Origin of the sequence: Acrocarpospora pleiomorpha, from assembly GCF_009687885.1 — a bacterium.
Taxonomy (GTDB): domain Bacteria; phylum Actinomycetota; class Actinomycetes; order Streptosporangiales; family Streptosporangiaceae; genus Acrocarpospora; species Acrocarpospora pleiomorpha.
In genome coordinates this window covers 44638-70429 of the sequence record NZ_BLAF01000013.1, presented here as the reverse complement: position 1 = coordinate 70429, position 25792 = coordinate 44638, and the positions used below count along the sequence as shown (strand labels likewise).

General features: G+C 64.8%; 26 protein-coding genes. 13 read left to right on the top strand and 13 right to left on the bottom strand.

All coding sequences use genetic code 11. From position 1 onward, the window contains the following. Positions 1 to 918 precede the first annotated feature (918 nt). Positions 919 to 2412, top strand: a complete 1494-nt coding sequence (locus tag Aple_RS12685; RefSeq protein ID WP_155344753.1) for an arabinofuranosidase catalytic domain-containing protein — start codon at positions 919 to 921, stop codon at positions 2410 to 2412. A 437-nt stretch (positions 2413 to 2849) separates the two neighbouring features. Continuing rightward, positions 2850 to 3686, top strand: a complete 837-nt coding sequence (locus tag Aple_RS12680) for an SAM-dependent methyltransferase (protein ID WP_170321436.1) — start codon at positions 2850 to 2852, stop codon at positions 3684 to 3686. On the opposite strand, the gene Aple_RS12675 is transcribed toward Aple_RS12680, so the two are convergent. Further along, on the bottom strand, positions 3662 to 3910 hold the full coding sequence (locus Aple_RS12675; RefSeq protein ID WP_155344751.1) for a nuclear transport factor 2 family protein: 249 nt from the start codon (positions 3908 to 3910) through the stop codon (positions 3662 to 3664). The genes Aple_RS12680 and Aple_RS12675 overlap by 25 nt on opposite strands. 222 nt (positions 3911 to 4132) lie before the next feature. Here Aple_RS12675 and Aple_RS12670 point away from each other — a divergent pair, with 222 nt between their 5' ends. From Aple_RS12670 to Aple_RS12660, 3 genes are read left to right on the top strand one after another with little or no spacing between them, the layout of a single operon-like run. Then, positions 4133 to 5281: a cupin domain-containing protein gene (locus Aple_RS12670; protein WP_155344750.1), complete on the top strand. Its 1149-nt coding sequence runs from the start codon at positions 4133 to 4135 to the stop codon at positions 5279 to 5281. Then, complete coding sequence (locus Aple_RS12665; protein ID WP_155344749.1) at positions 5278 to 6096, top strand: fumarylacetoacetate hydrolase family protein; 819 nt, start codon at positions 5278 to 5280, stop codon at positions 6094 to 6096. The genes Aple_RS12670 and Aple_RS12665 overlap by 4 nt, the downstream gene beginning before the upstream one ends. After that, positions 6093 to 6695: a maleylpyruvate isomerase family mycothiol-dependent enzyme gene (locus tag Aple_RS12660; RefSeq protein WP_218038289.1), complete on the top strand. Its 603-nt coding sequence runs from the start codon at positions 6093 to 6095 to the stop codon at positions 6693 to 6695. The genes Aple_RS12665 and Aple_RS12660 overlap by 4 nt, the downstream gene beginning before the upstream one ends. A gap of 30 nt (positions 6696 to 6725) precedes the next feature. On the opposite strand, the gene Aple_RS12655 is transcribed toward Aple_RS12660, so the two are convergent. Next, positions 6726 to 7706 (bottom strand): MBL fold metallo-hydrolase, encoded by a 981-nt coding sequence (locus Aple_RS12655; protein ID WP_155344747.1) that lies wholly within the window; start codon positions 7704 to 7706, stop codon positions 6726 to 6728. A 255-nt stretch (positions 7707 to 7961) separates the two neighbouring features. Further along, entirely contained in the window at positions 7962 to 9581 is a 1620-nt protein-coding gene (locus tag Aple_RS12650; protein WP_281361554.1) for a long-chain fatty acid--CoA ligase, read from the bottom strand. Between the two features lie 251 nt (positions 9582 to 9832). On the opposite strand from Aple_RS12650, the gene Aple_RS12645 reads away from it, so the two are divergent. Both Aple_RS12645 and Aple_RS12640 read left to right on the top strand, forming a co-directional pair. Beyond that, positions 9833 to 10771, top strand: coding sequence for a LysR family transcriptional regulator (locus Aple_RS12645; protein ID WP_155344745.1), 939 nt, complete (start codon positions 9833 to 9835; stop codon positions 10769 to 10771). 70 nt (positions 10772 to 10841) lie between these two features. Further along, entirely contained in the window at positions 10842 to 11312 is a 471-nt protein-coding gene (locus Aple_RS12640) for a nuclear transport factor 2 family protein (protein WP_155344744.1), read from the top strand. Between the two features lie 127 nt (positions 11313 to 11439). On the opposite strand, the gene Aple_RS12635 is transcribed toward Aple_RS12640, so the two are convergent. The 5 genes from Aple_RS12635 to Aple_RS55515 all read right to left on the bottom strand — a co-directional run bounded on the left by Aple_RS12635 (position 11440) and on the right by Aple_RS55515 (position 15437). Then, positions 11440 to 11850: a nuclear transport factor 2 family protein gene (locus Aple_RS12635; RefSeq protein WP_170321435.1), complete on the bottom strand. Its 411-nt coding sequence runs from the start codon at positions 11848 to 11850 to the stop codon at positions 11440 to 11442. Positions 11851 to 11864: 14 nt separating this feature from the next. Further along, positions 11865 to 12662: an IclR family transcriptional regulator gene (locus Aple_RS12630; protein WP_155344742.1), complete on the bottom strand. Its 798-nt coding sequence runs from the start codon at positions 12660 to 12662 to the stop codon at positions 11865 to 11867. Between the two features lie 34 nt (positions 12663 to 12696). Further along, positions 12697 to 14121: a M24 family metallopeptidase gene (locus Aple_RS12625; RefSeq protein ID WP_218038287.1), complete on the bottom strand. Its 1425-nt coding sequence runs from the start codon at positions 14119 to 14121 to the stop codon at positions 12697 to 12699. 270 nt (positions 14122 to 14391) lie between these two features. Further along, positions 14392 to 15144 carry an SDR family NAD(P)-dependent oxidoreductase gene (locus Aple_RS12620; RefSeq protein WP_155344741.1) on the bottom strand — a complete coding sequence of 251 codons (753 nt, stop codon included), beginning with the start codon at positions 15142 to 15144 and terminating at the stop codon, positions 14392 to 14394. Positions 15145 to 15173: 29 nt separating this feature from the next. Then, positions 15174 to 15437, bottom strand: a complete 264-nt coding sequence (locus Aple_RS55515; RefSeq protein ID WP_281361548.1) for an SDR family oxidoreductase — start codon at positions 15435 to 15437, stop codon at positions 15174 to 15176. Between the two features lie 232 nt (positions 15438 to 15669). Between Aple_RS55515 and Aple_RS12610 the strand changes: the two genes are divergently transcribed. The 4 genes from Aple_RS12610 (at position 15670) to Aple_RS12595 (ending at position 20476) form a co-directional block, all read left to right on the top strand. After that, positions 15670 to 17283, top strand: coding sequence for a sugar ABC transporter ATP-binding protein (locus tag Aple_RS12610; RefSeq protein WP_155344740.1), 1614 nt, complete (start codon positions 15670 to 15672; stop codon positions 17281 to 17283). 134 nt (positions 17284 to 17417) lie between these two features. After that, entirely contained in the window at positions 17418 to 18572 is a 1155-nt protein-coding gene (locus tag Aple_RS12605) for a sugar ABC transporter substrate-binding protein (protein ID WP_170321434.1), read from the top strand. A gap of 167 nt (positions 18573 to 18739) precedes the next feature. Next, the gene (locus Aple_RS12600) at positions 18740 to 19639 is read left to right on the top strand and encodes an ABC transporter permease (protein ID WP_155344738.1); all 900 of its coding nucleotides are present in this window, start codon (positions 18740 to 18742) and stop codon (positions 19637 to 19639) included. A 144-nt stretch (positions 19640 to 19783) separates the two neighbouring features. After that, on the top strand, positions 19784 to 20476 hold the full coding sequence (locus tag Aple_RS12595) for an SDR family NAD(P)-dependent oxidoreductase (RefSeq protein WP_218038286.1): 693 nt from the start codon (positions 19784 to 19786) through the stop codon (positions 20474 to 20476). Positions 20477 to 20701: 225 nt separating this feature from the next. Here Aple_RS12595 and Aple_RS12590 read toward each other — a convergent pair whose 3' ends face one another. Together Aple_RS12590 and Aple_RS12585 are read right to left on the bottom strand one after the other, a co-directional pair. Beyond that, on the bottom strand, positions 20702 to 21151 hold the full coding sequence (locus Aple_RS12590; RefSeq protein ID WP_155344736.1) for a nuclear transport factor 2 family protein: 450 nt from the start codon (positions 21149 to 21151) through the stop codon (positions 20702 to 20704). Positions 21152 to 21214: 63 nt separating this feature from the next. Next, positions 21215 to 21970, bottom strand: a complete 756-nt coding sequence (locus tag Aple_RS12585) for an SDR family NAD(P)-dependent oxidoreductase (RefSeq protein WP_155344735.1) — start codon at positions 21968 to 21970, stop codon at positions 21215 to 21217. 221 nt (positions 21971 to 22191) lie between these two features. Between Aple_RS12585 and Aple_RS12580 the strand changes: the two genes are divergently transcribed. Further along, positions 22192 to 22659, top strand: coding sequence for a nuclear transport factor 2 family protein (locus tag Aple_RS12580; RefSeq protein ID WP_170321433.1), 468 nt, complete (start codon positions 22192 to 22194; stop codon positions 22657 to 22659). Between the two features lie 96 nt (positions 22660 to 22755). On the opposite strand, the gene Aple_RS12575 is transcribed toward Aple_RS12580, so the two are convergent. From Aple_RS12575 to Aple_RS12565, 3 genes are all read right to left on the bottom strand, one after another. After that, positions 22756 to 22926: a hypothetical protein gene (locus Aple_RS12575; protein ID WP_155344733.1), complete on the bottom strand. Its 171-nt coding sequence runs from the start codon at positions 22924 to 22926 to the stop codon at positions 22756 to 22758. Between the two features lie 288 nt (positions 22927 to 23214). Then, positions 23215 to 23478 (bottom strand): hypothetical protein, encoded by a 264-nt coding sequence (locus Aple_RS12570; protein WP_155344732.1) that lies wholly within the window; start codon positions 23476 to 23478, stop codon positions 23215 to 23217. A 56-nt stretch (positions 23479 to 23534) separates the two neighbouring features. Beyond that, positions 23535 to 24179: a hypothetical protein gene (locus Aple_RS12565; protein ID WP_155344731.1), complete on the bottom strand. Its 645-nt coding sequence runs from the start codon at positions 24177 to 24179 to the stop codon at positions 23535 to 23537. A 582-nt stretch (positions 24180 to 24761) separates the two neighbouring features. On the opposite strand from Aple_RS12565, the gene Aple_RS12560 reads away from it, so the two are divergent. Continuing rightward, on the top strand, positions 24762 to 25694 hold the full coding sequence (locus Aple_RS12560; protein WP_155344730.1) for a helix-turn-helix domain-containing protein: 933 nt from the start codon (positions 24762 to 24764) through the stop codon (positions 25692 to 25694). Positions 25695 to 25792 lie beyond the last annotated feature (98 nt).

Here is a 25792-nt window from a genome sequence, read left to right as displayed (position 1 = left end):
GTCGGCGGGCCATTCTTCTGGGGATTTGCTTACCGTTCGCTAGAGCCAGAAACGGCAATTGGCACCTTTTTCCTGTTGCATATCCCTTTGTTGGTGCTACTCGATAGTCGCCAGCCGCCTCAGCCAAATGTCAGCTATTTCTGTTCTGTCCCGCCTGATCCCTTCCACGAGTACGGCTCCCGCCAGTATCGCGAGCTCACCGCCGCCGCAATCCAGTAGACGACGTCATTCAGCAGAGTTTCAGAATGTGGTCGGAGTCATTCCGGGGCCAACACAAAGGCTGGAAAGGAATTCCCATGAGCACGACGCGCCCGCGTCTGCTCTCCCGCCTTGTCAGCCTTCTCACCGCCACCACACTGGCAGCATCACAGGCACCCCGCCCGTGGTGTACAACCCGAACAACGACAACACCGAGGTGTATTACGGCTTCGGCGGCACCCTGACCGAGCATTTCTGACCCCCGGTGGTCGGCTGGCAGGGACCGGTGCGCCTGGGCAGCACCGATAGCTGATCCTTTCCTGACGGACGACGCGTCCGGGTCCGGCTCCCAGCCGGACCCGGCGCCTCACTACCTAGGTATCGGGATGGGTCCATGAATTGAAGCTGATCTTCGCCGGGTATTGACAGTCGCCGCATCGTTGATGACACTTTGGTCGAAACACAGCGGAAACCTGCGTGTTATAGCAGGGTGCTCGTCGGCGATTGACCTGCGGCGCACGTCGCAGTGCGCAGAGCCATGCCGACGGTGTCACACCAAGGAACCGTGCAATTGCCCGTTGATAACAGGAACGCGTGTAGATATTAATGTTAGCGCAAACATTCTGACTCTGTTGGCAGAAATGTTAACGCTAACATGCACCTTCCCTCGAATGGTCACCACCGGCACTGCGCTGCCTCGCTGCACACGAAAGGCACACCATGGGTTTCTGGTCTCCGCGCCACTGGCGGCGAACGGCCCTCACCGTCGCCTCCTTCGCGGCGCTCGTCGCCACCGCGCTGGTCGCCGTACCAGGCACGGCACAGGCGGCCGGCACGTTGTCCTGCGACATCTACGCGAGCGGCGGCACGCCGTGCGTCGCCGCTCACAGCACCACCCGTGCGCTCTTCGGCTCCTACAACGGGGCGCTCTACCAGGTGCGGCGCTGGTCCGACGGTGCGACGACCAACATCGGCGTGCTCAGCGCCGGGGGTTACGCGAACGCCGCGACCCAGGACTCCTTCTGCTCGGGCACGTACTGCACGATCGTTCGCATCTACGACCAGACGTCGCGCCACAACGACCTCACGATCGCTCCCGGCGGCGGCGCCAATCCCACCGCCGACCAAGGCGCGAACGCGGCGGCTCTGCCCGTGACGGCAGGTGGCCACAAGGTCTACGGCGTCTACATTTCCGCGGGCAACGGCTACCGCAACAACGCGACGAACGGCGTCGCCACCGGCAGCCAGCCCGAGGGCATGTACATGGTGACCGAGGGCACTCACGTCAACAACCGGTGCTGCTTCGACTACGGCAACGCCGAGACCAACAACATGGACACCGGCAACGGCGACATGGACGCGATCTACTTCGGCACACTTTGCTGGTTCTCACCGTGTGCGGGCGGGCCGCGCGTCGCGGCGGACCTCGAGAACGGGTTGTTCGCCGGTGGCAACGGTTCCTGGACCTCGAACACCGGCCGTAGCTCCGCGTTCGTGACGGCGATGCTGAAGAACAACGGCACCTCGACATACGCCATCAAGGACGGCAACGCGCAGTCCGGCAGCCTGGCGACGCGGTACAACGGAGCGCTGCCGACCCAGGCCGGCTACCGCCCGATGACCAAGCAGGGCGCGATCATCCTCGGCATCGGCGGCGACAACAGCAACGGCTCTGTCGGATCGTTCTTCGAAGGCGTCATGACCAGCGGCTATCCGAGCGACGCAACGGAGAACGCCGTGCAGGCCAACGTCGTCTCCGTCGGCTACGGCAAGAGCGTCCCCTTCCCCGTGAACGGAGCCACCTACCGGCTCACGAACCTCACAAGCGGCAAGGTGCTGGACGCCGTCAACTGCGGCACGGCCAACGGCACGCAGATCGACCAGTGGCAGGCGCTCGGCAACGCCTGCCAGCAGTGGCGCTTCAACAGCGTCGGTGCGAACAAGTGGACGATCACCAACGTCAACGCCGGCAAGGTGCTCGACGCGGTCAACTGCGGGCTGGCCCTCGGCACGGCCGTCAACCTGTGGGAGCCGCTCGGCAACACGTGCCAGCAGTGGGCGGTCATCCCTGCAGGCAACGGCCGATATGAGCTGGTGGTCGAGAACAGCGGCATGGTGCTCGACGACCAGAACTGCGGCACGGCGAACGGCACGCCGGCCCGGCTGTGGATGTGGCTCAACAACACCTGCCAGCTCTGGTCGATCGCACCGTAGAGCAAACTCGGGTGAGTGCGTTCCACCGAACGGCATGAGCGTGGGACAGCCAGACGCCGGCGGTCCCACGCCCCGCTGAGCGGAGAAGTCCACGCGCGGCGGGCTGAAGATGGCGATGAGGTCCTGCGCCTGGGTGCGGTCAAGGCGCTGCTGGCCGAGCGCGACCACACGACCGGGGTCAGCCTCGCCGCGGAACTTGGGTCAGCACGCGCACCCTGCACCGCGACCTCGGAGGCGGAACTCTCCGACTTCCCGTCTGTGCGCACCGGCGCCAGAAGGCCTCCGCCCGGTATCCGGTTAGCCTTACTATTTGCGGTATTGCCGGTCTCGGGCCCAGTCGTCCGGGGGTTTAGGTGCGGGTGGCGGACGCGGGCGGGTAGCTGGTCAGGACGACGGCTTGCCGGCAGCTGCGGCGGATGGGTGAAGGGACAGCGAGGATGACTGTAAGGCCGTCGGAGGATCAGGAAGCGCCACGGGGCGGGGCGCGCGGCGGAAAAGTAGGCGGGGATCTCCCGTCTTTTCACGTCACCGTCGCGAACCCGGCGCGCATCTGGGACTACTGGCTTGGCGGGAAGGACAACTTCGCCGCCGATCGGGAAGCGGCGCAGAAGGTGATGCAACTGCTGCCATGGATGCCAGAGGCAGTACGGCGCTGCCGGGAATTCCTCGCCTCGTCAATCCGCACCCTGGCGGAGGATCACGGCGTCCGCCAGTTCCTGGACATCGGGTCCGGCTTGCCCACAGTCGGCAATGTCCATGAGGTGGCGCAGCAGGCCGCGCCTAGTTCCCGCGTCGTCTACGTGGATTACGACCCGGTGGTGGCTTCCCATGCCCGGGCCTTGCTTGCCAACCATGCAGAGGGAGGCACCGCCTTCATCCGGGCGGACCTGCGTGACACCGAGACCATCCTCGGCGAGGCCGCCGACACCCTGGACTTCAGCCATCCGATCGCCATCTTACTGATCAACGTCCTGCACTTCATTCCAGACGCCGACGACCCCCACGCGATCGTGAGCCGCCTGATGGATGCGGTGCCGCCCGGCAGCTTCCTCGTCATGGTGCACGGGGCGAGCGACATCCGCACCGATACGGTTACCGAAGGGGCACGTCGCTACAACGAACTGTCGGACACACCCCTGACAATGCGCACTCGCGCCCAGGTCACGAAGTTCTTCGACGGCCTGCAAATACTCGACACCGGCCGTGGCCCCGGACAGCTTGGCGATGCTGGCAGCGGCCAGCCCAGCTATTACGGCATCGGCAAGAAGCCGTAATCAGCCGCGCACGCACACCGAGCCCGACGCTGCGCACCACGGCGGAGGTCTGGGACCGCTTCGATGTCGTGCTTCTGGACCGCGATGACGTCTTCCCGCTGACCGGGCTCCCCGTTGAGGACGACGTCGTCGGCAATGAACTGCTCCATCCCGTCGAACTTGTGGGCGTTGAGGTCCGCCACGTATCGCAGGTACCACTCACGAAGGTCGTCGGTATTCGTCATCAGCTAATCCCATCTGTTGAGTCGACCCCGAATGGATCGAACGAAGGTCGCTGACTTCGACGCTAGGTAGGTCGGCCACCGCCACCCAGAGCCCCGAGGCACCGGGGGTGCGACAGCGCGCAAAAGTGCGGTCCGCGAACAAGAGCGTACGGCGACGGAGTCTTCATTCTGTAGAACGGAAACTCCTGTTCCACGTCCCGAGGCAAGCCGCAGGCTACTTCCATGAGGATTGACACCCCTGTGCGGCTGCGGGCTGTGGCTGCTCCCGACCAGCCCGACGTCACGCCGGCCCTGGAGCAGCTCTACCGCGACTTCGAGCAGGAGCTGCTCATCCCGCTGTGGACCGAGATCGGCGACCTGATGCCGGAGCACCCGCGGTCACGCGCGGTGCCGCACCTATGGCGGTGGGAGAGCCTGCGTGCCCTCGCAAGGCAGGCCGGCGAGATCGTGCCGGTCGGCCGCGGGGGTGAGCGTCGAGCTATCGCGCTGGCGAATCCCAGCCTGGGCGGCCGGCCGTTCGCGACACCGACACTGTGGGCCGCGATCCAATACCTCATGCCCGGCGAGGACGCGCCCGAGCATCGGCACACCCAGCACGCGTTCCGCTTTGTCGTCGAGGGCACAGGCGTATGGACCGTCGTCGGAGGCGATCCGGTGCCGATGCGCCGCGGCGACTTCCTGCCGCAGGCGGGCTGGAACTGGCACGCCCACCACAACGCGACCGCCGAGCCGATGGCGTGGATCGACGGGCTGGACATCCCGTTGCAGTACTTCACCGAGGCCCAGTTCTTCGAGTTCGGGCGCGACGAGATCCCAGACGAAGAGCGGATCACGCCGGACCGCTCGCGCTCCGAGCGGCTGTGGGGCCACCCCGGCCTGCGCCCGCTATCGGCCACGAGCCTGACGCCGCCCTCGCCGCTGCTCGCCTATAAGTGGGAGTTCACCGATCGCGCGCTGGCCGACCAGCTCGCCATCGAGGTCGAGGGGTACGGCGGCACCGTGGAGCCCGGCCACGCGGCGGTCCGCTTCGCGAACCCTGCTACGGGCGCCGACGTACTGCCGACGGTCCGGGCCGAGATGCATCGGGTCGTCCGCGGTGCCGAGACCGCGCCAGTCCGCGAGACCGGCTCGTCGGTCTACCAGGTGTTCGACGGCTCGGGCACGGTCATGGTCGGCGACCGGACCTGGACGGTCGGCCGCGGCGACCTGTTCGTCGTGCCGTCGTGGGAGCCATTCTCCGCGCGCTCCGAGGCCGGCGCGACCGACTCGGACTCCGGCGCCCTCGACCTCTTCCGCTTCTCCGACGCGCCCGTGTTCGAGGCGCTCCGGCTCGACCGTACCCAGCACTCGAATGGCAAGGACGACCGATGACCAGGCTCGCCACCATCCGCACGATCGACGGCACCCGCGCGGTCCGGCGCGAGGGTGATGCCCTCGTCGACGTCGGATACGCCGATGTAGGCGCCTACCTCGCGGCCGGATCGCCCGAGGCGACCGGTGGGGCGACGTACGAGGTGGACGGCGCGGACTTCGCCTCGGTGGTGCCCAGCCCGTCGAAGGTCGTCTGCGTCGGCCACAACTACCGAAACCACATCCAAGAGATGGGGCGCGAGTTGCCGGCGTACCCGACCCTCTTCCCGAAGTTTGCGGACACCCTCATCGGCGCGCACGACGACATCGTGAAGCCGGTCGAGACCGAGGCCCTCGACTGGGAGGTCGAGCTCGTGGTGGTCGTCGGGGCGTCAGTGCGCCGGGCGAACGAGGAGGAGGCCGTCGCTGCGATCGCCGGGTTCACGGTGATGAACGACGTGTCGGTGCGCGACTGGCAGTTCCGCACGATCGAGTGGACCCAGGGCAAGATCTGGGACTCCTCGACGCCGGTCGGCCCATGGCTGGTGACGCCCGATGAGATCGGCGGTGTCCGGCCGGCGCTCCGGGTAACGACCACGGTCGACGGGCAGTTGATGCAGTCCGACGACACCGGCACGCTGCTCTTCGACCCGGTACACCTGGTGCAGTACGTCTCCACGATTGTCCGGCTCAATCCGGGCGACCTCATAGCGACCGGTACGCCTGCCGGGGTCGGCCACGCCCGCGACCCGAAGGTCTACCTGGTCGGCGGCGAAACCGTCGTGACCGAGATCGAGGGCCTCGGCGCTTGCGTCAACAAGGTCGTAAAGAAGTGAGGACGCTCGACGACGCCCGTCGCTGGTCCGACCACGGCACCGAGCTCTTCATCGACGCAGTGGCATACGACGGCGACAGCACCTTGCCCGGCTGGACCCGCAAGCACCTGACCGCCCACGTCGCGGCCAACGCCGATGCGCTCGGCAACCTGATCCAGTGGGCAGCGACCGGCGAGCCGAAGCCGATGTACGCCTCGCCCGAGGCCCGCGCGGTGGGCATCGAACGCGGACTCGCGATGTCACCCGGCGAGCTGGATGCGTGGCTCCGGCGATCGGCCGCGACCCTGGCCTCGTCGATGCGCCGGCTCACCGAGGAGCAGTGGGTGGCCGAGGTCGTCACCGCGCAGGGCCGCACCGTGCCGGCCACGGAGATCCCTTGGCTACGCGCCCGCGAGGTGTGTGTGCACGCGGTCGACCTGGACCTGGGTGTCACCTTCGCCGACCTGCCAGACGACTTTCTCGAGGCGCTCTGCGCCGACGTCCTCGCCAAGCGCGGCGCAGTTCCCGACGTCGACGGTCCGCTCACCGAGCGCGCCGCATGGCTCACCGGCCGCCCGCACCACCTCGAGGGCGCACCCGACCTGGGGCCGTGGCTGTGACCCTGAGGCGCTTGCCGGGTCACCCAACCCTCAACGACGCTCGACACTAGGCGGGCGGCTCTCCACCAGGCGGAAGCCTTCGCCGTCTTCGACGATGTAGCCGGCGGTGATGCCGGCGAAGTGCGTGCCCATGAACAGCAGGTCCGTTCCAGCGCACGACTCGAGCACGGCGCGTCGACTGCGCGCGGACGCCCCGCCGTCCCAATCGCCTTGCGAGCTCCAGTCAGGGCGAGCGATCTGGATTGGGTGATGGAAGGCGTCTCCGGTCACGAACGCGGTGGCACCGTCGGAGTCCAAGCGAATGCTGTGGTGAGCGGTGGTGTGGCCCGGGGTCGACTCGTACCGGACCCCCGGGACGACCTGCCCGTCTGTCGGGACAAGCTCCAGGCGACCTGCGTCGACGATCGGCTGGAACGACTCCTCCTGGATCAGTCTGGTCTGGTTCGACAGAGCAGAGGTGTCCGGATGAAAGGCCCGCGCGATGAGATCGACGTCGTCATCGCCAGCGGCGTCCGACACGTCCTGGACCTCGCCCGTCTCGACGATCTGGCTCAGGTGGCGCTCGTACTCGTCGCGCACCATCACGAGCCGTGCGTTGGGGAAGGTGGGGACCCACTTGCCTTCCTCGTCACGCATACTGAACCACCCGACGTGATCGAGATGCGCATGTGTGCAGAGGATGATGTCGATGTCATCGCGGCCGTAGCCCGCCTCCTGGAGCCTCTCCAGGAACGGGGTGTCCAGGTCGCTCCAGATCGGCTGCATCGGATAGCTCTTGCCGTTGCCACAGCCGGCGTCGGTCAGGATCACGTGCTCGCCGTTGTCGATGACGAAAGAGTGGAGATCGGCGAGAATCTGGCCTGATTCGTTCACGTAGTCCGGATACAACCAGTCGATCTCTCGCACGGCCTCCGGTGTCAGTTCCGGGATGAGCCCATCAAGCAATCCGACCTCGATCGGAAGCTCGTGAACCTTCGTGATCTTGAAGTTGCCGACCTGCCACGTCTGCATGACGTATCTCCCTGTCTGGGTGAACACACTCTCGTCTTAATTCTTCGGTCTTGCTGCGCAGACGCGCGGTCTGCCTGACCCGCATCGCGCTCGCTTCTGTACGTCTACGTCAATATTTCATCGCAACCGTAGCATTGCCCGCCGCTCGACGGCAGACCTTGGACGACGGGGGCGACCGGCCGATGCGGACCAACGGCAGCGGAGCTCGGGACACCCGTGCGGTGCTGAGCCCGTCGAGCTCGGGGGTTGCGTCTCTCATGCCGAGGGCAGGACGTAGTCGGCGAACTGATCGCGCAGCGTCTTCTTGCTGAACTTGCCCACGCTGGTCTTGGGGATCTCCTCCAGAAAGACGACGTCGTCCGGGATCTGCCAGCGCTCCAGCCGAGCAGCCAGGAAGTCGATGACCTCATCCTTGGTCAGCGCGCCCCCGTCCTTGACGACCACACAGGCCAACGGCCGCTCCATCCATCGTGGGTGCGCGACGGCCACCACCGCTGCCTCCGCGACCGAGGGATGGGACATGATCAGGTTTTCCAGCTCGACCGAGCTGATCCATTCACCGCCGGACTTCACCAGGTCCTTGGTGCGATCGACGAGCCTGATGAAGCCCGAGGGCGAGATACACGCGACGTCGCCGGTGCGTAGCCAACCATCCGGGGAGAACTGTTCTTGGTCACCCTCCCGGCGGTAGTATCGCCGGGCGATCCAGGGGCCGCGGACCTCGAGTTCACCACGGTGGGTGTCGTCCCAGGGCAACTCCTCATGGGTTTCGTCGTCGACGATGCGTGCCTGGACGCCGTGAAGTGGCATCCCCGCAGTGCTGCGCCAGTAGGCCTTCTCGTCCTCCCCGAGCTCCTCCATCTCGGGTCGAAGGCGGGCGATGGACCCGAGGGGCGACACCTCGGTCATACCCCAGGCCTGGGTGATCGGGAACCCGAGCGCCTCCCTGTAGCCCTCCGAGAGGGCGACGGGGACTGCCGAGCCTCCTGCAAGGATGCGATCCAGCTGGGAGAGGTCGTAGTCCTGGAGTAGCGGGAGGGCGCCCATCCAGATGCTTGGAACGCCGGCGCTGTAAGTGACCCGTTCCCGGCTCATCAGTTCGAGAACGGCGGCGGGCGACAGGTCGGGACCAGGCAGCACGAGGTCCGCGCCGGCTTGGAACGCGGTGTACGGCAGCCCCCAGGCCATGGCATGGAACATCGGCACGACCGGCATCACGACGTCCCTGTCCGTGACTGCGGTCACGGACGCCGAGACGCCGGCATTGGAGTGGAGCCAGATCGAACGGTGCGAGTAGAGGACGCCCTTAGGGTTCCCGGTGGTACCGGTGGTGTAGCACAGGGCCGCAGCCCGATGCTCGTCGCCGACCCGGTCGCGAAGATCTGTTTCGTCCGAGCTGCCGAGCAACTCGTCCCAGCCCACGATCCTCGAGTCGTCGGGGACGTCGCCCGCCCCGCCACCGTCGTCCATCAGGACCACATGGCGAACGCGCGGGAGATGCGGGAGGTGCGGAGCCAAGAGATGCAGGAGCGAGGAGTCCACGAAGATCGCCTCGTCCTCGGCGTGGTCCATCGAGAAGCGGATGTGCTCAGGGAAGTACCTGATATTGATCGTGTGCAGGACTCGCCCGGTGGCCGGCACGGCGAAGTACAGAGCGAGGTGTCGGGCTGTGTTCCAGCCGAACGAGCCGACTCGCGCGTCGGGAGCCAGCCTGAGCCGATCCAGTGCGTTCGCCAACCGACGCGTCTCGGTGCCCAGGTCCCGATAGGTGGTCCGAACGACGGCGGTCTTAGTCCGCGTGATGATCCGGCTCTCGGGAAAGTACGAGATTCCGCGTTCCCAGATGGATCCAACGGTCAAGGGGAAGTCCTGCATGAGTCCCTGCACGGGCCTGCCTCCTGTGCCTACAAGTCCAGACGAGCACGGCGAGGGGTCGACCGCGCAACCTCGCAGCCCGCCAAGCCGCCGCTTGACCCGGTTCCCCGCCTCGCTGCCGACGTGGGCTGATTGCTGTCAGGGACTTCGCTCGACGCCGGGGCCACTGGAGTTAGTGTCGTGACGGAGCTGGTATAAATACAAGAACTAGTTACGCGATGGCTTTATAAGCGAAACATTATGAGGGGCCGATGGAGCCACAGTTGTCTCTCCGGCGACTCGAGGTCTTCCGGCTCGTTGTCGACGAGAGGAGTGTGACCCGCGCGGCGTCGCTCCTCATGATCGCCCAGCCGGCCGTCTCCAGTCAGTTGCGAGCCCTCGAGGAGTGGCTCGGCGCCAGGCTGTTCATCCGGCGAGGGAACCAGCTCATCCTCACGGAGGCGGGCGAGAGGACCGATGCGTGGGCGAGGAGCATTCTGGCCAGTGCCGCAGAGCTCCGCCGCGATGTGGAAGGCATCGAGTCCGGGCGAGGGGGGACCGCCGTCGCCGCAGCCAGCATGGGAGTGGGCAGCTACCTGATGCCCGGGGTGCTCACGCGCTTCCGCGAGGGCCACCCCGATGCCGACATCACTCTGAACGTCGTTCAGCCCCAGGAGGCCCTGCGACAGATCACGACAGGGGAAGCCGACTTCGCGGTCACGACATGGGACGCGGACGAGACACGAGCCGACATCCGGTCGCTGATCCTCCGTGACGAGCCACTGGTCATCGTTGTCCGCGCAGATCTCCGACCGGAGGGAGGGTCGCTGACGTTGGAAGACGCCTTGCGGCTGCCCCTCGTCGGGGCCCCTCGCGTCGTTGCGGCTCAACGGAGCATGATCTCGCAGCTGCGACGTCTGAGCGATACCGAGCCCACGTTCGTCATCCGGCTCGGCCACGCGTTGTCGACGAAGCAGGCGGTGGTCGACCACGGCTGGGCCGCGATCCTCCCGAGGTACGTGGTGGACGCGGATGTGGCCTCAGGGGTTCTCGCCACCGTTCACGTCCCAGGGCTCGACCTGCAGGAGCGCATCGTTCTGGTGTGGCGTCCTGACAAGGTCTTCTCCAAGCTCCAGCAGAGGCTGATGGGAGAGATTCGCCGTGAGCTGGGGGCCGAGTCAGAAGAGACAAGTGACGCCCTGAACATCTGAGGCCTACTGCTGGGATTCCAACGGACAGAATGTCCTGTTCGGCACCCGCCGCGACCGCGAGACTAGCGCCATGAGCATTCAGGAAACCCCCAGCACCGAGGCGATGGCGCGCACAGTCGCCCGCTCCGAAATCACCGAGATCCTGCAGCGTTACGCCAACATGGCCGTGGAGGAGGCCGATTTCGCTGGCATGGCCCGCCTGTTCACCGCCGATGGGAAGTTCATCCTGCTCGACGGCACCGTAGTGCCCGCGACGGAGATCGAGAAGATCGTGGCCGGCAACGAGGCGACCTTCATCCGACACCACCTCACGACCATCCACATCGAGTTCACCAGCGAGACTACGGCGACTGCGGACAGCTACTACATCGCGTTCACCGATCTCGCCCAGCCCGACCACTGGGGTCGGTGGCGGGACACCCTCCGGCGTGAGGCTGACGGGCGATGGATGCTGACCAGCAAGCAGCCCGTGGTTGAGGGCTTCCACCCGGAGGGCTGGGTGGCCACGGTCCTCTTCCCGGCGATACAGGCTCAGGCCTGAATCCTGCGGGCGCCGCGATGTGGCGCGCCCTGTCGGGGTCTTCGGTCGTCACGTTCGCGGCCAGGCCGCCGGGGGTCGCAAGAGCCCCCGTCGGAGGGACACCGCGGCGCCGACGCGTATCGGTCACTCAGGTTGCGGGAAACACGATGGCCGCAGTGTCTTTGTAGAAGTGATCCAGGTGTGACAGGCCTCGGCTCGTGAACGTGAAGATCGAGACGACCGGCATGTCCACGTGTAGGCCGTTGACCCGTAAGACGGCGCGCAGGCGGCCCTCGGTCAGCACTCGCCGGTCATCGATCTGGTGCCACTTCGCGTCGTTGTAGACGACCTCGAACTCCTGCCAGCGTTCTGTCACGACATCGAACAGCTTCTCGAAGCCTTCGTGCCCTCGCCATGTTCCTCCGTGCGGCAACGAATCCGGCACATGCACCACCACGTCAGGATCGAGTTCCTTGAGCATCACACTGATGTCTCGGTCGGAGGGCTCGGCTCTGACGAACTCGTTCTCAGCGTCATAGAAGCGCTGGATGCTCGCCAAGGGATCGAAGTCAATCACTGTCTCACCGTTCTCTCATTTGTCAGCAATCCCCAGGCCGCCAGGTGCTGTGCCAGTTTGGTGCTGGCCGATCGCAGAACCGAGACGTACCTGTCCACCCGTCGCTCGTCGTACCGCGTGCTCGGCAAGGACACCGAGAGGCCGGCGAACAATTCACTTCCGTCCCAGGGGACGGGTACGCCGATGGCGACGAGGCCCTTCTCCGACCGATGGAGGTTGAGCGCGAATCCGTCGCGTCGCGCTTGGCCGACGCTTTGTAGCACGCTGCGCCGTTGAGCACCACGACCATCGGGATGCCGATCGAGATACTGCCGCAACTCTTGATCCGGCAGCGAGGCCAGGTACAGCATGCCGGTAGTCGTGCGATGAAGCGGGAATACCATCCCCTCTCTGGAGGTCACCCGCAATGCCCGCTGGCACTCCACGCTCGCGATGAATCGAGTCGTCTCTCCCGCCCGGATCGAGACATTGACCGACTCGTCGAACGTCGCGCTCAATCGTTCCAGGTAGGGCAGCGCCACCTTTCTGAGTGCGGCTGTGCGAGACGGCGAGTGGGCGGCGAGTTCAAGCACGAGGCCAGGCCGGTAGATGCGCTCCTCGTCCTGCCGAGCGAAGTCCCGGTAGACCAACATCTGCAGAACTCGATGGGCCGTCGATCGGGCGACGCCGAGGCGTTCAGCAGCCGCGGTCACCGTCAGACCTCCCTCAAGCTGTAGCACGGTGGCCAGCCTCAAGGCGTGGTCGACGCTGGCGATCGCATAGGACGGCGGCGTCTTCAAGGCAGTCGAGTTCATGTCATCGAATCCAGGTCAGCCCGGAGGCCGGGTCTCAGCCGCCGAGTCCGATAGTGCGGGGGGTGCCCACGAGGAGTTCTGCTCCACCCTCGCGAACCACCATGAAGTCGGAGAGCACGCAGCCGACGTCGGGCTTCCAGGTGGGATCGAACAGGTCGATGTTGTTGCCGAAGGCCATGCCCTCCTCCAGCTCCAGATCCCCGATCTTGCTCCCGTTCGCCGTGTCGATGCCGAAGCCCGGCTCATAGACGACCGTCGGGAACTCCGGCGACACCAACCCCATGGCGTGGAACCCGAGCTCAACCCATTCGAGGCGTGCCTTCGCCACGGGTCGCCGCAATGCCTCCAGGAGCTCCCTGACGGTGACCCCCGGACGCATCATGTCCTGACTGATGTCCAGGCACTCGACCGCGACGTCCCAGATCCGTTGCAGCCGCGCGGGAACGCGGGACCCGACGTGGACGGTGTACTCGGTGTGCACGAGGTAGCCGCCGTACTTGGTGTGGAACTCCGAGATGACGTTGTCACCCTCGGCCAAGGGACGCATGGTGGGCGAGGCCGGCTGGTCACTCCCGTGCAGCAGGTGCCAGATCTCGGTGGGCGGGTGCTCGACGGGACCGGACGTCATCAGGTTGAAGATGTTTGGCTCAGCGCCGTTGGCGATCTGCGTCCGCACCATGTCCGCGTACAGCTCCGCCTCCCGAACGCCCGGGCGGGCTCCCTCCACCATGGCGTCGATCACCTTGCGGGCGACCTGCCCACCCTGTCGCATGAGGGCGAGCTCCTCCTCACTCTTGATCATGCGCATCTCTTCCAGCGCGTAGCCGAAGTCGACAAATCTCGCCTCTGGGAGTGCGGCCCGTAGAGCCTGCAGTTCGGCGTCGACGAAGACGCTCGCGGAGAGGATCGCGGAGCTGAACCCGACAATGCCGATCCTCGCCCTGTCCAACCCTCGGTCACGGAGCTCGGCGGCGATCTCCGTTGGCCCGCGGAGGATTCGGATGTCGCTGATCCAATCCTGCACGGTCTGCTGGGCATGGAAGGGTCGGCTCATGTGCGGAACCGCGTTGTAGACGATCGGATCCGCGTCGAGGAAGAACAAGCCCTTGGTGCCCATCTTTGCCCCGACGCCCGTCACGTAGCGCAGGTTGGCCAAGCCCATGTCCCAGTACATGTCCGTGCCCAGGAGAATCAGGCAGTCCACACCCCCGAAGATCATGCGCTTGCGCAGGCCGTCCCAACGCCGATCGCGTTCTGCGGCGGAGAGCCGTGGGAAGTGCTCGGGAGCCACGACATTCGGATGCGCCCCAGGGGGCAGAGCGTGTTCCGGATATGGCCGCATCGGGATCTGCGCCGCCGCTGGGCCGAGCTTGGGTGACAGGCCGGTTCGCATCTGCACGCCGTCCGGGTCCTGGTTCCCCGCTCCGCTGTTGCCCGTGGTCGTGTCGATCGCTGTCATGGGGCTCCCTCGTCTCCGGCGGTACCGAAACAGTGTCGGAAGGGAAGCGGTATAAGCACAAGAAAGACTTGCTGGATGAGTTCATAACCAGGGGATTATGTGCCGCTCGATGGCGGCCCTGTGCCCGGGCTCGAGACGACCTGCTCGCCACGCTCATGAATGCCCAAGCAGACGACTCCGGCCCATGAGCTGAAGATCGTCACCAAGACGAAAGAACGCCACGCGGCCATCACCGCCCTACGCGAACAGGGCTACTCTTGATTCAGGGAGTCAGAGCATGGCCCCGCCATCGACGAGGAAGTCGGCTCCGGTCACGTACGACGAGGCATCGGAAGCGAGGAAGAGGGCCATCTCGGCGACATCCCTCGGGTCACCGAGCCGCTTGAGCGGCATGAGGGCGAGGAGCTCGGTCTGCCTCTCGGGGGTGTTCTCGCGATGCATCGGGGTGTCGATCGCACCCGGATGGATCACGTTGACCCGGATCTGGTCGGGCGCGAGCTCGAGAGCGGCCACCTGGGTCATCCCTCGGACGGCGAACTTCGTGCCGGTGTACGCCAAGAGGCCCGGGACGCCCCGCAAGGCTGCCCCCGAGGCGATGTTGATGATACTGCCACGACCCGCGCGCCGCATCGCTGGGCTCACGGCGCGCATGCCGAGAAGCACACCGCGCTGGTTGACGCGCACCATGGCGTCGAAGTCGTCCAGAGATAGGTCGGCAAGGGTCCCGGTGCGCGAGAGCCCAGCATTGTTGACCAGGATGTCGACGCGCCCGTGGGTCGAGTCGACAAGACCGATCAGCTTGTTCCAGCTCGCCTCGTCAGCTACGTCGTGGTGCACGTACGCCGCGTTCGGTCCGAGGTCTTCAGCCAGCGCCATGCCCGCTTCGTCATTGACGTCGCTCAGCACGACATGGGCGCCCTCTGCGACGAACAGGGCGGCCTCGGCGGCCCCCATTCCGCTCGCCGCGCCTGTGACGATGGCGACCTTGCCCTCAAGGCGCCCCGTGCCATGGGAAGTGGACATCTGGATCTCCTGACTTCGTGACGATCTGGTCAGCTCTCGCTGGTTGCGTGCGGGATGGTGAACGGAGCCAACGCGCCGGCATCGACGGGAACAGTCGACCCTGTGACATAGCGAGCCTCGTCCGAGGCGAGCCATAGGACGGCATGGCTGATGTCAACCGGCTCGACCCACGGCACATTCAGAATGTGCATGCTCGCCATCACATACCGATGCTCCTCGCCGTGACGTCGTCGGCTAGTGAGGCTGGCAACAAAGCCCCACCCGCGCTGCGTTTCAGTGAGCCAGGCCCTCACGCGAGAGGCCTAGGCGCGCTCCAACGTACACGTCAAAGTATTGACTGTGTAGTGAAGTCACGGGCGTACGGTCCAAATGCCTCTCTCCGCGCAGGGAGTTTCTGCCTGTCGGAATCGCCTCGCCTCGCCTGGTTGTGACCGTTGACACACGGCATGGCCGCGCGTAGCGTGAGTTTACTTTTACGTCGAATTTACGACGTCGATGGTGGTTTGATCCAGGGAGGTCCTGCGCATGAGCGAGGCAAGTGCTGATTGGGCCCTTGAGCCCCCGGCTCTCCGGTTCTCGGGATTGACCAAGCGGTTCGGGCAGAGCGAAGTGCTGCAAGGCGTCTCGTTCGACGTCGCGCCGGGGGAGATCCACGCTCTCCTGGGTGCGAACGGAGCCGGAAAATCGACCCTCATCAAGATCCTCGCCGGTGTCTACAGCCTGGACTCGGGCAGCATTGAGGTCCACGGTGTGCCACTGGAGTCCGCCCACGGGCACGGCCATGACCCCGAGGCCGCCAGGGCAGCAGGGATCGCGTTCGTACACCAGGACCTCGGCCTCGTGGAGGACATCAGCGTCGCGGACAACATTGCTCTGCAGTTGGGCTACGAGAAGCGGTTCGGTCTCGTCAGCAGTCGCGCCACGTCCGCTCGGGTGGCTCGCGTGCTCGCGACTATCGGCGCCGAGTTCGCTCCGGACCGCATGGTCAGCTCGCTCTCGAGGGACGAGCAGGTGCTGTGTGCGGTCGCTCGCGCACTTGCGCTGGAGCCCCGCATCGTCATCCTGGACGAGGTTAGCGCCAGCCTTCCCAAGCCTGAGGTCGAGCGGTTGTCGCGCTCGCTCAGAAGCATGCGTCGCGGCGGCGCGGCCTTCCTGTACGTCACGCACCGGCTCGACGAGCTGACCGGACTGGTCGACCGAGTCACAGTGCTGCGCAATGGCAAGAAGGTAGTGACGGCGGCGATGAGCGATCTCTCTCACGACGCCCTGGTCCGGCACATCGTTGGAGCCGAAGTCCGCGCATCTCGCCGGCGCGCGCGACCACAAGACGACTCGGCTCACGGACGCGTACCAAAGCTGGTTGTCCGTGACCTGACCACAGACGTGATGACCGGACCGATCTCCTTCGACGTTCACGCCGGCGAGGTACTCGGGATCTGCGGCCTGGTTGGCAGCGGTACGCGAGAACTCGCGCAGACATTCGCCGGGGCGTACAAGCCAACCGGCGGAACGGCCGAGTTGAACGGCCGAGGGCTCCCGCTCGGTCGTCCCGAGGCTCTGGCAAGCCGCGGGTGTGCGGTCGTGCCAGGTGATCGTCAGCGCGAGGGCATCATCACCGGCCTTGCCTTGCGAGAGAACCTGCTCCCCACTCGCCGAGCGTTCGGGGCCTGGTCGCGCGCTGGATTCCGAAGTCCTGGTCGCGAGACGCAAGCCGTGCTTCGAACGTGCGAAGCGTTTGGCGTGGTTCCGCGAGATCGAGCCGATCGCGACGTCTCAGAGCTCAGCGGCGGCAATCAACAGAAGATCGTCTTCGCACGCGCGCTTGCGGACCGCCCGGAGATCGCAGTGCTGGAGGATCCGACCGCGGGGGTCGACATTGGGTCTCGGGAGGTCCTCTATGACCTCATCCATGAGGCAGCTGACGCAGGCACGGCAGTGCTGCTGATTAGCACCGATTTCGAAGAGGTGGCCGCTCAGTCTCACCGCGTGCTCGTGCTTAGCCACGGATTGATTGCCGCGGAGTTCCCCGATGCCAGGGAAGTAAGCGCAGACCGGCTGGCCGAGGCGAGCTACGCAGTCGCGCCGACCACTCGTCTGCCGGGAACCGGACGTTCCTTGGAAGACCAAGCCAGGTCGTGAATCGGGTTCAGTCACGACTCTCTTGACACAGCAGTCCGCGATGCACGTCGTTGTGACGACGTGGTCAGGATCCCACAGATGCGACTTCGGGTCGTCCACGCGTGAATTCTTCTAACAAGATGGAGGGCACAACGGTGAGTATCAACCGACAAGGCGGGCGCGTTCTGCGCCGAAGTGGCGCAATGCTCTGGGGAGCAATCGCAACCGCATCCGTCCTGACCTTGGCAGCATGTTCAGGGGGCTCGAACGACGTCGGCACAGACAATGGCAGCGCCGTCGGCGATGAGTCAGCGGTAGTAACGGACGCCATGGGGCCGGTCGATGAGGTTGATGGCCCCACGGAGAAGTTCACTCCGCCAACCGGCAAGCACATCCTGATCATGCCTTGCGGGAGCGCCGGCCAAGGGTGTGTCAACGAGGCAGAGGAAGAGAAGCGGGTCGCAGAGTCGTTGGGATGGACTGTCGACATGATCGACGGCAAGTTGGATCCCACGGTGTGGAACCAGACCGTCAAGCAGGCGGTCGCGTCCGGTATCGATGGCATTGTCGCAGTCTCGGCGGACCCGAACCTCTTCGGCGACGCAATGGAGTCGGTGGCGGCAAAGGACGTCCCCTTCGTGCTCACTCAGCAAACCCCGGGGGATGACGACGTCGAGGGAGTTGACACATACATCGCGCCGGACCCAAAGGTGGGTGGGGCCGATGTTGCCGAGTGGATCACGGCCGACTCCGGGGGCAAGGCGCACGTGCTGTTGCTCGACGTTCCGGGTTTCACGAACGTACAGCAGCGGACCGCGGCGATCGCCGAAAAGCTTGACAGCGACTGCGGCGACTGCGTCGTCTACAAGGCGGACATCACGGCAGCGACCATGGGGACGAGCCTTGCGCCGCTCGTCACGACTCAGCTCCAGCAGCACCCCGATATCAACTACATCTGGGGATCGGATGACTGTTGCGTCAGTTTCATGCAGCAGGGCATTCAGCAGGCCGGGAAGACCGGCAGCGTCAAGCTCATGTCGATGACGGGCTATCCCCAGCAGATGACCCAGATCAAGACCGGGGAGATGGCGTTCGAGTTGGCGTCACCGACTCCCTACTCGGCTTGGCTGGCCATCGACAGCCTCGCTCGCTTGATGGCTGGCCAGCCAGCAGAGAAGTTCTGGGTCCTTCCGCAGCGCATCTGGACCGCGGAGAACATCGGCGCCGCCCCCGAAGAAGCGTTCGAGCAGGGTTGGGACATTGAGTTTGACTACCAGTCGATGTTCCGCGAACTGTGGGGTACCAAGTGAGTGATGAAAGCACGCGTGTCGACATACAGCCACGCTCGGTCTTCGACCGCGAGGGTGCGATCGGAGCGGACTCGGCGGCGGGTGAGGAACCACGAGAGTCGAGACGTCGGGGGAGTACTCACCTGGTCTCCGAGTTCGTGTCCAGATTCGCCTTGCTCGGAGTCCTGGTGCTCCTCTGGGTGGCGTTCAGCCTGAACAATCCTCAGGTCTTCGCCACGACATCGAACCTGCAGACGATCCTGTCCGTACAGGCGATGACGGGACTGCTGGCGCTAGCCGTAGTCGTCCCTCTCGTTGCCGGCCACTTCGACCTGTCCACAGGATTCCAACTCGGTCTTGCACAGAGTCTTTGTGCGGTGCTTGTGATCCAACATCAGTGGCCCCCGCTTCTGGCGCTCGTCGTCGTGGTGGGAATCGGAGTCGTGATCGGGATCGTCAACGGTCAATTGATCACGCGACTTGGCCTGCCGTCGTTCACGACGACTCTCGGAACCGGCATGCTTATTCTTGGACTCACCGAATGGTTGACACAGAATCACGTGATCACTGGTCCGGCGCCTGCTTGGTTCCTCGACCTGGGGAGGGTGCGAGTCGCCGGCGTCCCCCTGCCGTTCATCTATCTCGCTGTAGCAGCCGTCTTGTTGTTCGTATTGCTGGAGTTGACGGTGTGGGGGCGCCGTTCCTACGCCGTTGGCGCGAACCCCACGGCGGCGAGACTGTCGGGGATCAACGCTGACCGCCAGATCCGTCAGAGTTTCATCACCGCCGGGTTCCTGTGCTCAGTGGCGGGATGCATATCGATGACGAGTCTGGGCGGTTCGTCACCAGTGATCGGCCTCGGCTCGCTGTTGCCGGCGTTCGCTGCAGCCTTTCTCGGGGCCACCTGTTTCAGGCCGGGACGCTACAACGTCGCCGGGACGGTGATCGCTGTCTATGTGATCGGCGTGGGTATCACCGGTCTCAACCAGATGGGTGCCGAGGTCTACATTCAGGATGTGTTCAACGGGGCAGCGCTGCTGATCGCGCTCGTCATTTCGACCATTGCGCGCCGTCGAAGAGTGGCCTGAGTCGGAAGTCCGTCGGGAAGGATCCCCGGATCGGCCGACAGAAAGGCGGGTCGACCCGGGCATGGCACTTACGTCGTGGCGGCGTGAAGCCGGCCAGCGGAGGCGAGATCCATCAGCGCCGCCCGAGAGAAGGTTGAATGCATCATGGTCGACCAACGTGTTGCGGTCGTGACAGGCGGCGCAGGAGCCATCGGATCGGCGATCGTGACCGCGCTGCGAGCGTCTGGCCACGTCACAGTCGTACTTGATCGAAGTGGCGACGTGGTGTGTGATCTGGCCTCCTCGCTGGCGACCCAATCGGCCGCTCGACAGGTTCTGGAGCGTTACGGGCGGTGCGACGTCCTCGTCCACTGCGCCGGCTACCTCGACCCAATGACTCTCGCCGATCTCGACCTGGAGCGGTGGCGGAATCTGATGGCGGTCAATGTTGAGGCCGCGCTCTGGTTGGCGCAGGCGTTTGTGCCGGGGATGGTCGAGCGCGGCTTCGGCAGGATCATCCTCATCTCCTCGGACGGGCAGTGGATGCCACCGAACGAGACTTTCCTCCCTTACGTCGTGAGCAAGGCCGCGCTTCTCGGGATTGTGCGCACCCTGGCCGTCTCATACGGCGAGAGCGGCATCGCAGTGACCGCTGTGGCGCCGGGCCACACTGACACTCCGGCGGCGAGAGCCGTCGTTGCTGAGGGAGCGCTCGACGCCTCGATTGCGAGTCAGGCGATCAAGCGAGCACTCATCCCAGAGGACACCGCCCATGCGGTGGCCTTTTTGGCCTCGGAAGGCGCCGAGGCTCTGACGGGCCAAGTCCTTGTCACGGACGGAGGAAGTCATATGCGCTGAGCGTGGCCGATGGCGTCGAGGCGGCGCGAGACAACTCCGGCCCGGGACGCTGCTTCGGCGATGACGATGTGTCGATCGATGCGCTCACCAGATCAGTTGCCCGGCTCGAACGCGTTGAACCTGATGCCCGGCTTCGCCTTGACGTAGCCGAGGTCTGGAACTTCGCTTCTCGTAGGGCCGACACGGAAGAGGGGTGCCTCAAAGAAGGCGCGCCGCCCCAGCGACTTAAGGCTGCGTCGCCTCCCGCACCTGGACGGGGTCGTGATAGAAGACGTTGAATTCCCGGATCAGACCGTCCTCGAAGATGAGGAAATGGCCCACCAGGGTGTCCAGGCTTTTGCCTGTGGCGACGGAGGTGGCCTGCATGCGCATCTGGATGGCGAGACCCGTCTCGCCGGCGAAGTACTGGATCTCCGTCAGATTCAGGGTCGACCACGTCTCGGTGAACACGGCGAAGAATCGTTCGATGCCGGCGATGCCGTGCCAGTCACCGGGATACGGCACGGTAGGGCCTTGACGCGCAATAACCTCGGGGTGCAGATGCGCCGCCATCTCGCTGAAGTCCGCGCCTGCCTTGGCACCACCGGCCGCCACGTAGCGCTGCTCGGCATCGTAGAAGCTGTTCAGCGTGGCCATGCGGTTATGGGACGAGGCTTCGGGGTCGTTTGCGCTCATGCATGGCCTCCAGATTTCGACGGAGCAGTCAGGTGGTCTTGAGATGTTCTTGGGTTCACGATCTCAGACGGTGAATCCTCCATCGACGTTCCAGTTCGCGCCTGTGACATAGGCGGACTCGGGGCCAGAGAGAAAGCTCACCACGCTGGCCACCTCGTCGGTGGCGCCGTACCGACCGAGGGCCATGATCGATCGAGACAGGTCGGCGTGGTCACCTTCGTCCGGGTTGGCGCTGGTGGCAACTGGTCCAGGCTGAACGTTGTTCACCGTGATGCCCCGCGGGCCGAGATCGCGCGCCATTCCTCGGGTCAGCGAAGCGATGGCCCCCTTTGTCATCGCATAGACCGCGAGCCCTGGGCTCTGAACGCGCTCGGCATTGATGCTGCCGATGTTGATGATCCGTGCGCCCTCGGCGAGGTGAGGAAGTGCGTGGTGGATGAAGGCAAAGGTCCCACTGAGGTTGATGGCGACCATCTCGTCGAACTTCTCCTGCGAGTAGCTGTCGATGGGGGCGATGTGTCCAGCTCCTACGTTGTTGACGAGGATGTCCAACCCACCGAGCGCAGCGACCGCACTGTCGACAGCGATTCCCACCTCGGTGGGATCGGCACTGTCTGCCGCGATGGCGGCGATCACGCCGCCCGACTCGCGCACCTCTGCGCACAGGTCCTCAGCGGCAGCGGTCGAGGACTTGAACGTGAAGGCAACGTGGGCGCCGTCTGCTGTGAGGCGGCGCACGATCGCGGCTCCGATGCCTCGCGAGCCCCCGGTCACCAGCGCCCGTCTGCCCGCCAGCGGCCCGGACGAGATTGCAGTCATGTGAGTGCTCCGTTCATCTGGTCAGTTCTGAGCGTCCGGGTCGCGGAGGCCGACGTCGAGACGATTCCTGCCACCAGAACGGGGTGAACGACTGCGATCCGAGCGTCTTAGCATGAGGTTGGATACGTGACCCTCACGACGAGATGAGACGGAAGCAGGCACAGCAGTCCCTGTGCCGCCCAGAGTTGCGGGCCGGCGAAGTCGGCGAAGGAGACAGAGGCATGTCGGACAAGTCTGTTCAGGAGCAGTTGAACACCCTGCTGGACCGAACCTCCATCATCGACGTCGTGTGCAAGTTCGCCGTCAGCATCGATCGACGTCGTTGGGATGACTTGGCGAGCTGCTTCGTGGACGAGATCGAGCTCAACACGATCAGGACAGGCCGGTGGGTGCGCCTCGAGCTTCCCGAGGTCATCACGGTGCTCCGGCGCGCGTTCGAGTCCTACACGGCCACTCAACACATCAGTGCGAACCACCAGGTGACCATCGACGGCGACAGCGCGGTTGTCTGGTCGACGCTGAATGCGACTCACTACCTCGCGGGGGCGACTGACGGTGAGTTCCAGCAGCAGGTCGGTTACTACGAGTACCACTTGGTCCGGGATCGAGGGTGGCGGATCACCAAGGTCGAGCAGTTTCCACACTGGCAGCGGGGAAATCAGGCGATCTTCGACGGCACCCTCCGTTAGAGGCGTACGACCAGGGCTCGAGCCCGGGCACAGGGCCGCTATCGAGCATCACATAATCCCCTGGTTATGAACTCATCCAGCAAGTCGTTCTTGTGCTTATACCGCTTCGCTCCCGACCTGCTCCACCGGCCGTAGCGCCACGGCCGGCAGCACCATCTGGTTGATGGTCTGGTCACGGGCGGCCTGGTATACCCGGCCATCGCCTGTTGCCGTGCCTTCCAGCCGGATGGAGGTATCCCCGCCCTGATCGGCCGATGGTGCGTTCACCGCTCGTTGAAGGTCTGATCGCGCCTGCCTGATACACCCGACCTTGCCCAGAAGCCTCGGCCTTCATCTGGACGTTGGTCGTGCCATCCCCGCTACTGTACGCGTGCCTGATTCAGAGTTTGCTGCTCCCGCGGTCGTTTATGCGCTTGCGCATCGCTACGAGGAATTCAATAGTTAAGTCCGCACTCATAACGTCCCAGCGGGTCTGCCCGCTGCCAGCTATGTTTTCGGTCTTCTTTTCGACGAACGCCCTTGCTTGAGGTGTGGCCGGGTAGCCCAACGTGGCCCTTAGAAGCGGGAATTCATCCGGGGGCAGCATTCCACTCTGAGCCCGATAAGACGGTAGGAACTGCCACCTAGATCGAAGCTAGTGATCGCCTCGGCGATCTCGCCAAGTTTGTCCAACTCGAAATTGATGCGGCGTTCTCGAACTAGAGCCCGCTCGTTGGCTGCGCTCGACCGGACGGACTGTACGTAGGCGCCGGCCGCGATCGCAGCGGCGGTAATGGTGCCGACCGCGTTGACCCATTCGACCCAGTCTGGAACGCTCACGCGCCCGATCCTGCCGCATCCGGACCGTCCGCGCGCAGGCGCTTCGCCAGGACCCCTCACTCCTTGATCGGCCACACTGGCCTCCTCCACCACCACTTGCTCGTCGAGGCCTCACATGTGCCCGACTCACACACGATCGCGCCCCGGGCCGCCCGGAAGGGCGCGGACCCGCCAGGTGGACTCGCCCTGACACCAGGGACACGTGCCGCGATGGTCTGCCCGTCGTGGATGAGGCCGAGGACGCGGATGATGCGGGAGATGAGTTCGTCGGCGTTGCGGCCGATCTCGTCAACGAGCCAGTGGTGCTTCTCCTCGTGGCCTAGCTGGTTGATGCCGAAGTGGATGTAGCCGAGCCACGGCTGTGGGTCGGTGATGGTCGAGTCGGGGCTGTAGAGCCATGGATGGCCGCTGGCCTGATGGACGGCCCAGGCGTTGAGGTAGGCGCGGCGGGTGATGTCCACCAGGACGTCGAAAACGTCGAGGCGGATCGGGGCGGGCGACTCGCCCAGGGTGGTCTCCGAGCGCTCCATGCACTCCACACGGGCCTCGGCGTCACGGAGGGCCTGGAGGTCGAGCCCGAGCGGGTCGAGGGGTTGAGCGGGCACGGGGGTGCCGGGGTAGAGGGCCTCCAGGAGGTTCTCGCGGGCGTCGCGGATCCAGGCGAGGCCGCTCATGACGCGGTCGAGGTCAGGGTGCTGCATCGGTTCCCCCGGGAGGACGTGATCGTTTCGGGTGGATGGAGGGTGGCGAGTTGCCGCCTTAGTGTCAAATCGCCTGATAGGGGCGTGGTTCGAGGTGATGGTGGACTTCAAGATGGGCTTGCGTATCGCTCCGGTGGGGTGGCCGAGCTGTGATTTGTGTCATATGTGAAGGGGCTTTGGGGCTGCCTGCGGGGTCGGTCTGCGTGCTGGTTGACCCCAGGCGGAGTGGATCAGAAATGCCGGCGAGTCTTCCGACCGGTCGTAGTTCTTGACCCAGGGCTTGGCCCGCCATGATCAGGGGCACGGGCCGCGCCGAGTTCGAGAAGCTCGGCGACGCTCATGCCCTCCCGGGCGATCTGGGTCGACCTCTCAAGGTCGGCGTCGGTCTTCGCGCTGATGAGGACGCCTGACATTAGGGACCTCGCCTTCCTGTCGGGGCCAACGCGGGCCGCGTGCCGGAACGTGCCACATCAAGCCATTCGATTCGAATGACTATGCGAGCGTTCAGGATCGCACACACTGTGATGAACCGGCAATCAGAACGGTATAGACTTCATTCCGAATGAATGAGAGGTGTAGCCCATGCAGGTCGGCCCAGCCAGCCAAGGCCAGGCCAGCGACGAGGAGAACATCGCCCGTCGCATCGAGTGGGAGATGATCCAGCGCGGATGGTCGCAAGAGCGGCTGTCCAAGGAGATGACCGACGTCGGCTGCCCGATGCACCAGTCGTCCATCTCAAAGATCGTGAAGCCCAGAGAGAGACGCCGGTCCATCAGCGTCGATGAGGCCGTGGCCTTCGCGAGGGTCTTCAAGCTCTCGCTTGACGAGTTGCGTCAGCCCATCGAGGTTCTCCGCAACCAAGAGATCCATCTGCTTAGGGCAGAGATCGGGGATCTGACAAGTCAACGGGAGGTACTGCGGGCCAGGTTGCTTTTCGACTGGCTTCGCCTGGACGGCTTGACGGGAGATGAGAAAGCCTTCGATTCCTATGTCGAATGGCTTTCCAGTGATAAGGAGATGGGTCCCGACGCCGCCCGCAAATATGCAGAGACCTGGGGGCGGGGAGTCGAGAGGCCAACCAGTGCGGCGTTCGATTGGGACGTCCCCATTCCTCTAGTACTGCGAATTCGATCTTTTGTCATGACAATCCGATCCACCTCCCGCAGTTCCATTGAAGGGTGGCTGACCTCGTTTGCTCCTGCTGTCTTCCAGGCGGGCCTCGGAGAAGAGATCGCTCGGCTCGTGAACGACCAGCTCACCAACAAGGGGGTAAGCGACGACCAGATCACTGAGGTTGTCCAGTCGATCGACCGTTATCTGCTAGGCCAAGCGTCCGTGGTGTCGCACATGGACGACGAGCTCGACCTCTACGCCTTGGCTGCATCGACGGCGGCAAGATTCCACGACGGCGAATCAGTCCAAGAAATCGCTGAAAGCCTCGGAATTCCATTCGCCCGCCTACGTCACGCTTACGCCCAAGTTGGCCTTCTCATCGGTGGGACGGCCGGCCAGTGAATATCAACGGATTCAAACGTTGTAGATCCCGCGATGATAGCTCGACGGAAATGGGCGCCGATATAAGCTCTCTTGCATGACTGCGAGCATGGCCGCAT

Excerpts from the sequence above, each read along its gene's own strand:
- Aple_RS12685 (WP_155344753.1), top strand. The coding sequence starts at position 919 with ATGGGTTTCTGGTCTCCGCGCCACTGGCGGCGAACGGCCCTCACCGTC.
- Aple_RS12680 (WP_170321436.1), top strand. The coding sequence starts at position 2,850 with ATGACTGTAAGGCCGTCGGAGGATCAGGAAGCGCCACGGGGCGGGGCG.
- Aple_RS12675 (WP_155344751.1), bottom strand. The coding sequence starts at position 3,910 with ATGACGAATACCGACGACCTTCGTGAGTGGTACCTGCGATACGTGGCG.
- Aple_RS12670 (WP_155344750.1), top strand. The coding sequence starts at position 4,133 with ATGAGGATTGACACCCCTGTGCGGCTGCGGGCTGTGGCTGCTCCCGAC.
- Aple_RS12665 (WP_155344749.1), top strand. The coding sequence starts at position 5,278 with ATGACCAGGCTCGCCACCATCCGCACGATCGACGGCACCCGCGCGGTC.
- Aple_RS12655 (WP_155344747.1), bottom strand. The coding sequence starts at position 7,706 with ATGCAGACGTGGCAGGTCGGCAACTTCAAGATCACGAAGGTTCACGAG.
- Aple_RS12650 (WP_281361554.1), bottom strand. The coding sequence starts at position 9,581 with ATGCAGGACTTCCCCTTGACCGTTGGATCCATCTGGGAACGCGGAATC.
- Aple_RS12645 (WP_155344745.1), top strand. The coding sequence starts at position 9,833 with ATGGAGCCACAGTTGTCTCTCCGGCGACTCGAGGTCTTCCGGCTCGTT.
- Aple_RS12640 (WP_155344744.1), top strand. The coding sequence starts at position 10,842 with ATGAGCATTCAGGAAACCCCCAGCACCGAGGCGATGGCGCGCACAGTC.
- Aple_RS12630 (WP_155344742.1), bottom strand. The coding sequence starts at position 12,662 with ATGAACTCGACTGCCTTGAAGACGCCGCCGTCCTATGCGATCGCCAGC.
- Aple_RS12625 (WP_218038287.1), bottom strand. The coding sequence starts at position 14,121 with ATGACAGCGATCGACACGACCACGGGCAACAGCGGAGCGGGGAACCAG.
- Aple_RS12620 (WP_155344741.1), bottom strand. The coding sequence starts at position 15,144 with ATGTCCACTTCCCATGGCACGGGGCGCCTTGAGGGCAAGGTCGCCATC.
- Aple_RS12610 (WP_155344740.1), top strand. The coding sequence starts at position 15,670 with ATGAGCGAGGCAAGTGCTGATTGGGCCCTTGAGCCCCCGGCTCTCCGG.
- Aple_RS12595 (WP_218038286.1), top strand. The coding sequence starts at position 19,784 with ATGGTCGACCAACGTGTTGCGGTCGTGACAGGCGGCGCAGGAGCCATC.
- Aple_RS12590 (WP_155344736.1), bottom strand. The coding sequence starts at position 21,151 with ATGAGCGCAAACGACCCCGAAGCCTCGTCCCATAACCGCATGGCCACG.
- Aple_RS12585 (WP_155344735.1), bottom strand. The coding sequence starts at position 21,970 with ATGACTGCAATCTCGTCCGGGCCGCTGGCGGGCAGACGGGCGCTGGTG.
- Aple_RS12580 (WP_170321433.1), top strand. The coding sequence starts at position 22,192 with ATGTCGGACAAGTCTGTTCAGGAGCAGTTGAACACCCTGCTGGACCGA.
- Aple_RS12565 (WP_155344731.1), bottom strand. The coding sequence starts at position 24,179 with ATGCAGCACCCTGACCTCGACCGCGTCATGAGCGGCCTCGCCTGGATC.
- Aple_RS12560 (WP_155344730.1), top strand. The coding sequence starts at position 24,762 with ATGCAGGTCGGCCCAGCCAGCCAAGGCCAGGCCAGCGACGAGGAGAAC.